The sequence below is a fragment of the Calothrix rhizosoleniae SC01 genome (genome assembly GCF_900185595.1).
GTDB lineage: Bacteria > Cyanobacteriota > Cyanobacteriia > Cyanobacteriales > Nostocaceae > Calothrix_A > Calothrix_A rhizosoleniae.
Window position 1 is genome coordinate 1 of record NZ_FYBH01000088.1, and the last position, 9,325, is coordinate 9,325.

A 9,325-nucleotide genomic window follows, 5' to 3' on the forward strand; every position below is an offset into this window, starting at 1 on the left:
AAGTAATAAGTAATACAGCAGATTGCAGGTAAATGAGGCACATCTTCTCTTGTCCCCCTGCCTCAAAAAGCAATATGAATTGTATAACCCACATTCCGCACGTAGAGGAAAACTTTTCGATATTTTCAAAATACTTGTATGGTAAGGGTTTTCGGAAATTTAGCTTTATAGCGATAAGCCTAACGGCATAGCTTCGCTTACCGCTAATTTTATAATTAGCGGGAATCGCCAAATCATAGCCTATTGATACCATTCTCAACTAATGCTCCCGTTCTTATCTAAGGTGCGGTTATCTTTGGGAGTCTCGCTGAATGCACTCATATTCACTGAATGTCTGAAAGCCTTGTTTTAACTGGATTACAAAAATACCAAGCTTGTTAATTGAACCTGCGGAATGTGGGTATAAGCCACTGCAGTGGAGGATTTTCCCGGTATAAAGCAAGTCCCCCTATTTTTAGGAGGACTACTACAGGGAGAGTTGTTTGACTTTACTTAGCTGCCAATTTCAGAATTTCTCCTGTGACATAAAGACTTTCTTCAAACAATACCTCCCTTCCCCAGCGTTGTACCTGTTGACTCAATAACACCTCGGCTTTTTGTTCTGAAAGGGAAGTTACCTGTTGAAATAAACCAGTGGATTGAGCACCACCGTGGGTTTCCATCCGCATACAACCACCGGTTTCAGAACAAATTAGGGTACTACAATCTGCTTGGGGATTGGTAGAACTGAGGCGGAAAGCAATCAAGTCACCAATAATATCACCCACATCACCTACAGGAACTCCGGCTAACTCAGCTTCTATTTTCCTTTGATTATCGGTAACAAAACTAACTTTCCTAATGTTGTAATCTCCGATTTCTTTTTGATAAGCAACCGGACGCCAATTCAATCTACTTGCCAACCAACCCAAAAACAACAATGCTTGGGCAGGATTACCTTTTTCATGATCGATGTTGACTCTATCCACTTCTGGAAGAGCTGCACGCCGTTTTGGTGGGTCAAAAGCTTCGGCTGTTAATTCTTGCCATGCTGCGAGACGACCCCAGTTTAAATCAGCGAGGGGTATACCTGTTTCTATTAACTCTTGCAATTTGAGCAAATCACTTTCTGGCTCGTTAAAATTGCATGAATCAACAATCACATTGTTACAAATAGAACCCAATCTCTTAAATAGAGGGTTATTTGTATCTGGTGTGGCTTTCCACCAGAGAAATTTGGGTAAATCACCGATTAGCAATTCTGGTACCATGCCACCAATTCTTTCTAAAGCAGCAGCAGTACCAGTTAAATTAATGTATTCGCAACAAACTAGGGTAGTAGAAGATCGCTTTTGAATTGGGCAATAGGCAGAGACTTGAGCCTTAACCCCTTCATCTCCTCCAGCTATGGGAGATAGGGTAATAATCCGACAGGGATTACGGAGGGCAATTTCATCGGCAATTCTCGGACTTTTGCTATCTGCACCATAGGATGTGCTATCGTCTGTGTTTTTTTCTCCACTATGAAGTTTAGCAGCTGCTTCCCGCAATATAGTTAGGGTTTCTGGATTAGCTGTTCCAGTTTCTTCTAATCCGTGCTGTTTTTGAAATTCCTGGAGTGCAGATTGAGTTTGGGGCCCTAATATACCATCAATGGGGCCATTATAAAACCCTGCGGTCGCTAATAAGTACTGGGTTTCTTCCGACTCATAAACTACAAGAGTAAAGGTTGTTGCCCTGGTTGCCGCAGGTAAAGCACCATCTTCACCTGATATACCATAACTTTGCCAAATTTGATTGAGTTCCTCTTCAATTTCTGTGAGGGAAACATCTTTGGGAGCCTGAAGTGAGAAAATAGTTGGAGCTTGGGTAGTCATAACAATTTGTGGATTATGGATTTGCGATTTTGGATTTGTGATTCTAGAGTCTTGGATTGAGAAGTTAGGAGTCGTGGAGAGGGAGTGAGAGAGTGGGGGAGTGAGGGAGTGGGGGAGTGAAGTGTAGACGTTGTGCGTCCACAGCTGTGGAAATACCTAATGTAAATTTGGGATTTTTTCTCTTTCCCTCTTTCACTCCTTCTCTTTTTCCCTCATTCCCTCCTGCCCCTTGTCCTCTTCGTTGACTCCTTCAATCTAAAATCTAAAATCTAAAATCTAAAATTCTAGAGTCTGCGCCAATGACGACCATCTTGGTTAATTAATAATTCCGCTTCCACTGGTTCCCAGGTACCAGCTTCATATTCAGGAATTAGGGTTGGATCGGAAGGCGAATCCCAGACGGAAAGGGCTGGTGTGACTACTTGCCAAGCTGCTTCTACTTCGTCTCCTCTGGTGAATAATGTTTGGTCGCCCATCATACAATCAAGAAATAAGCGATCGTAAGCATCAGATTTGGCTTCAATACCGAAGGAACCGTAAGTAAAGTCCATATCCACAGCACGGGTGCGGAATTCTGCTCCTGGCATTTTCACGTCAAAACGCAGGGAAATTCCCTCATTTGGCTGAATCCGCATGGTCAAAATATTGGCACTCATTTGTTGAGCAGCAGATTTAAACATCCGAGAAGGAACATCCCGGAAGTGGATAGAAATCTCACTGACTTTTTTCGGCATCCGTTTCCCTGTACGTAGGTAGAAGGGAACCCCTTGCCAACGCCAGTTGTCTACCACAAATTTCATGGCTACAAAAGTAGGGGTGGTAGAATTGGGGTCTACTCCCGGCTCTTGCCTATATCCAGCCACAGGTTGACCTTTCATCCACCCGGCGCTATATTGACCACGAATTGCCGATCGCTCTAAATTATTGACATCTGCTAATCTAGTTGCTTGCAATACTTTCACTTTTTCTGTACGAATGCTATCAGCATCCATAAAGTTGGGTGTCTCCATTGCTGTCAAACAGAACAGCTGCATCAGGTGATTTTGTAACATATCCCGCAATGCACCGGAGCTTTCATAGTAACCAGCCCGGTCTTCAACACCTACGGTTTCGGCTACGGTAATCTGGACATGATCGACGAAACTACGATTCCATAAAGGTTCAAAGATGGCATTGGCAAACCGAAATACCAACAAGTTTTGGACGGTTTCTTTGCCCAAGTAGTGGTCTATTCGGTATACTTGCTTTTCATTACAATACTTCTTGACTACTAGGTTCAGGCTTTTAGCAGAAGCTAAATCTCGACCAAAGGGTTTTTCAATGACTAGACGATGTTTGTAGGGATCGTCCAACATTCCTGCTGTTCCCAATTGCTTAATTGCTTCTGGGAAGAAGTTGGGAGCAACTGACAGATAAAACATCCGGTTGCCTCTAGTTCCCCTTTGCTTGTCTAACTCTGTTAACAAATTATTTAACTTCTGGTAACTTTCGGGGTTATCAATATTACCAGAACAGTAAAATAAACCTTTAACAAAGTCTGACCATAATTCTTCTTGCTGCACGCCTCCATGAGCTTCTTCCATGCCTTTACGCATTTGTTCACGGAAGTATTCGTGGCTCCAATCTCGACGAGCAACGCCAACAATGGTTGTTTCTGGGGCAATACGGCGTTCCTGGCGCAATTTGTAGAGGGCGGGAACGAGTTTGCGCCAAGTAAGGTCTCCAGAAGCACCAAAGATAACTATGATCTGGGGTTCGGACATCCCTTGCTGTTGGAGACCGACCCGCAGGGGATTTTCTAGCAGACTGACCATAACAATTTTAGATTGAGTTTGTTAGTTGTTAGTTGTTAGTTGTTAGTTGTTAGTTTTGGTAATTAGTTGCAGGATTTATGCACACGAAGTGAGAAATTCGGTTTTTCTGCATAAATCCTCAATTTTATTTGCCACTAACTTCTAACTTCTAAGTCTTAGGGCTAACCATTTGATCACAATGGCAATAATAGTTTGACCTTACTTTATCAATTTTCGATTGGCTAGTTCTTTTACTCCTTTTACTGCTAAAGACTTAAAAGCTACTGCTGCATCTGTTACTTTCTTTAGTTTGCCATTAATTTTAGGTTTTATTTTGCCAGTAATTCTACTCATCAAAAAAAACCAATAGCAACAGTAATTTTATAAATTTGCTCAATGGTTACTTAATGCTAGAGTTTTTGATGGGCAATTGAAATTTTTTTGTGTGATGCCGTTTTTGTCAAGTAATCTGCCACAAACATATTGGATCTGACATCATGAGTAATCACTTTGTATTCTCAATGCTATGCTCTGAGGATTGTTAATAAAGCATTGACGAGCTTGAGGTTGTCTCCCATGCAAGAGTTCTGACTAAGTCCAAAAGCTCCAATGACTATAATAAATAGCGATCGCCCATCGCAATTAGCGATCGCTATTTTAAGCAGTTGATTGAGGCATTTCACCACTGAGAACAGTTATTCAGTGACCGTTTTGAATAAATGACTCCACCTTGGCGACATCCTTCGGGCTACCAATAATTAAAGGTGTACGCTGATGTAGTTTGGTTGGTACCACATCCAAAATATTCATGTGTCCAGTAGTTGCACGACCTCCCGCTTGCTCAATTATGAAGGCTAAGGGAGCTGATTCATATAACAAGCGCAATTTTCCTTCTGGTTTAGGCAGAGTGCCGGGATACAGAAATACACCACCTTGAATCAATAATCGATGGATATCACTGACCATTGCACCACTATAACGAGCTGTATAGCCTTCTGTACGATGCACATAGCGGATATACTCCCGAATCGATTCATCCCACTGCCAAAAATTCCCCTCGTTGACGCTGTAAACTGAACCATGCTCGGGAATCCGTATGTTTTCTTCTGTAAGGATAAATTCTCCCAAACTCGGATCAAGGGTAAATGAATGAACGCCATTACCTATAGTATAAACCAGCATGGTGCTAGGGCCATAGAGGATATAACCAGCTGCTATTTGCTTATGCCCCGATGCTAACAAATCTTTTGCCTCACCATTGAGGTCTTCTCCTTCCTGTTGCCGAATGGAAAAAATAGAACCCAAACTGAGATTTATATCTGTGTTTGATGAGCCATCAATGGGATCGTACAATAATGTGTAACGACCAATTGGGCAATTTTCAGGGATATAGTAAGGGTTTTCCATTTCCTCGGAAGCAAGGCGACAAACTAAACCACTCTGCTTAAATACAGCAATAAATACATCATTGGCATAAATATCCATCTTCTTGACGGATTCTCCTTGGACGTTCACTTCCCCTGTAAATCCCAAGGCTCCAGCCATTAAGCCTGCGTGGCTCATGTGACGGGCGATTAATTTACCAGCCAAAGCGATCCGATTCATCAAAGCACTTAAATCTTGTGCTGATCCTGAAAAACTTTGTAGTTGTTGCAGAACATGACGAGATAATGTTGTACAATCGCGGTCTAAACTACGCTCTTGTGTATCAGCGGTAGGTAAATCTAAAGATTCTGGTGCTTGAGTCATATGGAACAATCCTCGTTCTTTGATGAACTATGAAGTTAATTCGATTCTATTAAATTAATATTTGGCTTCTGCTTCTATATTAAAAAGGTAATTTGATTACTTAAATGTGATTTTAGATAAACTAAAGAAATGAATAATCTGTATATTTCCATCCAGTATTTTTGCTAATCCAGAAGCTTACAAGAGGTATTTTATATTTGATGACAATAAAATTTATCAATTTTTGACTTGAAATTTTAAGTAAATTCTAGCAATTTTATCCTGCATACACTCATACTGTTTTAGCTTACTCATTGGAAAAAATAAACTATATTGATCGATAATTCACAAACCAATACAATATATATAAAATTGTTGATTTATATTGATTAATCTATACAAAAATAAATTAGTGAACTGAACAATTCAGCTTTTACAAAGCAAATAGGATTGCTATATTGATTGTGTAGTACAATTAGCATCTGTATTTAAGAAAATATTTGTAAATAGCACAACCAGTAATCAGATTTTCCTAAATATCTGGGGTGCTGCATAAAAAAACAGATAATATATATGCTTCCCAGTCTAACCCCAGTTTTACGTTTTTGCAGATTGAGTCACTTACATAAGATTTGGCATCGTCAAGGAATAGGATTTATTTCTAGTTTCCTGATTGCCCTGATGGTAATTGTATTTTTACCTATATCAATGATTACAGCCAAAACTACCAATATTACTCCTGGGGATAACCTGGTTGTAGAAGGTATTCCCCCTATTCCTTCTACCCTGGCGGATACAGTTGAACCCTACACAAATTTTCGTTATGCGGTGCTGTCTAGTTGGCATCCTATCCGTCGGGAAATGTTGATATCCACTAGGTTTGGGGATACGGCTCAAACCCATTTAGTTAAGTTTCCTTTGGGTAGTCGTCAGCAAATGACATTTTTCCCAGAGCGGGTTAGGGGGGCAAGTTTTCAGCCAACCCAGGGGGATTACTTTGTCTTTAGCAAAGATATTGGTGGTAATGAATTTAACCAAAATTACCGTTATGATATGGCAACGGGTGATGTAACTTTATTGACAGATGGCAAGTCTAAAAATAGTCGAGGTTTGTGGTCAAATAAAGGCGATCGCATGATTTACACCTCTACTCGACGCACAGGTAAGGATGCAGATTTTTATATTGTGGATCCTAACAATCCCTCCAGCAATCGCTTGTTAATGGAGGTAAAAGGTGGAGGATGGGGTGCTTTAGACTGGTCTCCAGAGGATGACAAAGTTGCGATTATTGAGTATATTTCTGTAAATGAAAGCTATCTCTGGTTGGTAGATACTCAATCGGGAGAAAAGAAATTACTTACACCCAAGGGTAAGAAGGAAAAAGTCTCCTACCAAGCTGCCATATTTACCAAAGATGGCAAAGGTTTATATGTTATTACTGACCGGGGCTCAGAGTTTTCTCGCCTTGCATATGTAGATTTAGATACCTTCAAGCATACATATTTGACTAGTAATATTCAGTGGGATGTAGAAAACTTAGACTTGTCTGACGATGGTAAGCATCTGGCTTTTGTTACCAACGAAGATGGGGCAAGTGTATTGCATCTACTAGAAACAGCTACAGGGAAAGAAAAGCCCTTACCTAAGCTACCTGTAGGTCAGGTATATGGTATTGGTTGGCACAAGAATAACGAAGATTTGGGTTTTACTCTCACATCTAACCGTTCTACAGCAGACATTTACTCTGTGAATATTCGTACCAATCTAGTAGAAAGGTGGACAGCCAGCGAAACTGGTGGCTTAAATACCAAAAACTTTTCTCAGGCAGAGATAGTACGCTGGAAAAGCTTCGATGGTAAATCTATTTCTGGTTTTCTCTACCGTCCTCCTAGTAAATTTACTGGGAAACGTCCAGTTATTATTAATATTCATGGTGGCCCAGAAGGACAATTTCGTCCAGGCTTTTTAGGGCGTAATAATTACTACCTAAATGAATTAGGAGTAGCTATCCTATTTCCCAACGTCAGGGGTTCTTCTGGATATGGTAAAACCTTTCTCACCCTAGATAATGGCTATAAACGGGAAGATTCAGTTAAAGACATTGAGGCACTTCTCAAGTGGATACCCACCCAACCAAACTTAGATCCAGATCGAATTTTAGTGACGGGGGGTAGTTATGGTGGTTATATGTCCTTGGCTGTAGCAACAAAATATAGCGATCGCATTCGTGCAGCCATTGATATTGTTGGTATTTCTAATTTCGTCACCTTCCTGGAAAATACTGAAGGTTATCGACAAGATTTACGTCGGGTGGAATATGGGGATGAACGAGATCCGAAAATGCGTGAGTTCTTGCTGAAAATTTCTCCTGTCACCAATGCTAATAACATTAAAAAGCCATTATTTGTGATTCATGGTAAGAATGACCCTCGTGTACCTTTAAATGAGGCAGAACAAATAGTTGCGACTGTACGCAAAAATAATGTACCTGTTTGGTACTTAATGGCAAAAGACGAAGGACATGGGTTTAGCAAGAAAAAAAATGTTGACTTCCAGTTCTATGCCACAGTTATGTTTATCAAAGATTTGTTGTTATGAAAAAGTTGTTGGGATGAACATCCTATGGGAGCATCCCAACATTATCAATTCTTTTTTGGATTACTCTTCGAGAAGCTGCTCTGCGCCTAAACTTCGTACCCAGGCTATCATTGTTCTTAACTGAACTTTATTGTGTTGTGACTAACTCTACTCAACAATATTTACGATAAGTATTTATTTATAATTGTGAGTAGTTGTTCCTGGGTAAATGGCTTAGTCAAATAATCAGTCGCTCGAACCATTTTTGCTTTAGCCTTATTAATAAATCCAGTTTTTCCTGTTACCATAATGACTGGTATATTTTTGAATTCTGAATTTCTGCGTATCCAAGAGCATAATTGATATCCATCCAAATTAGGCATAGATATATCTAATAAGATTAGATCTGGCTTTGTACGAATAATTTGCATTAAGGATACTAATGGATTATCAATTAGTTCTACCGTAAAAAATTCTGCATCCAAAAAGCTATTGATTATATGCAACATAGTTGGGCTATCATCAATACAAGCAATTTTGTAGAGCTTATTATTTTGAGGAGTATGGGGTGCACCTTTACGAGGAGAGAAAACTGCTTGATTTGTATCTATAGTATGACTATTTTTATTTATTGAATGAATCTTTTGATGCTTATTTTTTTTGCTATGAAGTGATTTGTTAAAATCATTAAAAGTATGATCTAACATCACCGATAGTTCTATGTCATTGTGATCCCTTGCATTCTTATGGTCTTTGACATCATTGAAAACACGGGAGATAATTACATTTACATCTAAATGACAAAATCTTGGCATTTGATGTAAAGCGTTGTGATGAGAAATTTGATAAAAGCCTTCTTCTAATTTTAAAAATAATGGGAATATTTCTAAAGCTAATTCTCCAATAATGATTCCTGCTTGCATCCCACTAATTAGTTTATGGCTCACTAACCAGCAAATAGCCCAATAGTCTAAGTGTATTAAATGTTTTTCTTCAACAGAGCCTGAAAAACTATGATTTAATTCTTTATAAACTGTTTTAAAAATCTGAGCTACTTCTTTACTCAATTGGTATAATTTTTTGTAGATCAATTCAAACATTCCGTCTGATGAGCTACAGGCATAAATTAGTTTTCCATTTTCTAAATATAAAGACCAATAATGGGAACCAGAAAATACTTGTAAACATCCATTAATCGGCTCTTTAATTACCTGATCTAATATAAATAATGATTGTTCTTGATCAAAAAATCTATAAGCTACAAACTTGTCTTCATTCATAATTATATATATTGAATTTATTGAAATGGATGAATTAAATGTATTTACTTAAATTTTTTGGTTTGCGAATCAGATAACTTCTGATAAAACG

Annotated in this window: 8 protein-coding genes; 2 read left to right on the forward strand and 6 right to left on the reverse strand. The window is 39.1% G+C overall.

Annotated features, from left to right (window positions below):
* The 3 genes from CALSC_RS27275 to zwf form a co-directional block, all read right to left on the reverse strand.
* On the reverse strand, positions 1 to 253 hold a 253-nt coding region (locus CALSC_RS27275; RefSeq protein WP_235006683.1), incomplete at its 3' end, for a hypothetical protein.
* Between the two features lie 235 nt (positions 254 to 488).
* On the reverse strand, positions 489 to 1,856 hold the full coding sequence (gene opcA / locus CALSC_RS05155) for a glucose-6-phosphate dehydrogenase assembly protein OpcA (RefSeq protein ID WP_088240332.1): 1,368 nt from the start codon (positions 1,854 to 1,856) through the stop codon (positions 489 to 491).
* 284 nt (positions 1,857 to 2,140) lie between these two features.
* The gene (gene zwf, locus CALSC_RS05160; protein ID WP_088240333.1) at positions 2,141 to 3,670 is read right to left on the reverse strand and encodes a glucose-6-phosphate dehydrogenase; all 1,530 of its coding nucleotides are present in this window, start codon (positions 3,668 to 3,670) and stop codon (positions 2,141 to 2,143) included.
* A gap of 217 nt (positions 3,671 to 3,887) precedes the next feature.
* Between zwf and CALSC_RS27790 the strand changes: the two genes are divergently transcribed.
* A complete protein-coding gene (locus CALSC_RS27790) occupies positions 3,888 to 4,019 on the forward strand; it encodes a hypothetical protein (protein WP_268807184.1) in 132 nt (43 codons plus the stop codon).
* 154 nt (positions 4,020 to 4,173) lie between these two features.
* Here CALSC_RS27790 and CALSC_RS26265 read toward each other — a convergent pair whose 3' ends face one another.
* Together CALSC_RS26265 and fbp are read right to left on the reverse strand one after the other, a co-directional pair.
* Positions 4,174 to 4,335: a hypothetical protein gene (locus CALSC_RS26265; RefSeq protein WP_159460565.1), complete on the reverse strand. Its 162-nt coding sequence runs from the start codon at positions 4,333 to 4,335 to the stop codon at positions 4,174 to 4,176.
* Positions 4,336 to 4,348: 13 nt separating this feature from the next.
* Complete coding sequence (gene fbp, locus CALSC_RS05165; protein ID WP_088240334.1) at positions 4,349 to 5,398, reverse strand: class 1 fructose-bisphosphatase; 1,050 nt, start codon at positions 5,396 to 5,398, stop codon at positions 4,349 to 4,351.
* Positions 5,399 to 6,085: 687 nt separating this feature from the next.
* Between fbp and CALSC_RS05170 the strand changes: the two genes are divergently transcribed.
* Positions 6,086 to 7,975 carry a S9 family peptidase gene (locus tag CALSC_RS05170; protein ID WP_088240336.1) on the forward strand — a complete coding sequence of 630 codons (1,890 nt, stop codon included), beginning with the start codon at positions 6,086 to 6,088 and terminating at the stop codon, positions 7,973 to 7,975.
* Between the two features lie 161 nt (positions 7,976 to 8,136).
* On the opposite strand, the gene CALSC_RS05175 is transcribed toward CALSC_RS05170, so the two are convergent.
* The gene (locus tag CALSC_RS05175; RefSeq protein WP_088240335.1) at positions 8,137 to 9,234 is read right to left on the reverse strand and encodes a response regulator; all 1,098 of its coding nucleotides are present in this window, start codon (positions 9,232 to 9,234) and stop codon (positions 8,137 to 8,139) included.
* Positions 9,235 to 9,325: the final 91 nt, after the last annotated feature.

Coding starts and splice junctions, on each gene's coding strand:
- opcA (WP_088240332.1), bottom strand. CDS start 1,856: ATGACTACCCAAGCTCCAACTATTTTCTCACTTCAGGCTCCCAAAGAT.
- zwf (WP_088240333.1), bottom strand. CDS start 3,670: ATGGTCAGTCTGCTAGAAAATCCCCTGCGGGTCGGTCTCCAACAGCAA.
- fbp (WP_088240334.1), bottom strand. CDS start 5,398: ATGACTCAAGCACCAGAATCTTTAGATTTACCTACCGCTGATACACAA.
- CALSC_RS05170 (WP_088240336.1), top strand. CDS start 6,086: ATGATTACAGCCAAAACTACCAATATTACTCCTGGGGATAACCTGGTT.
- CALSC_RS05175 (WP_088240335.1), bottom strand. CDS start 9,234: ATGAATGAAGACAAGTTTGTAGCTTATAGATTTTTTGATCAAGAACAA.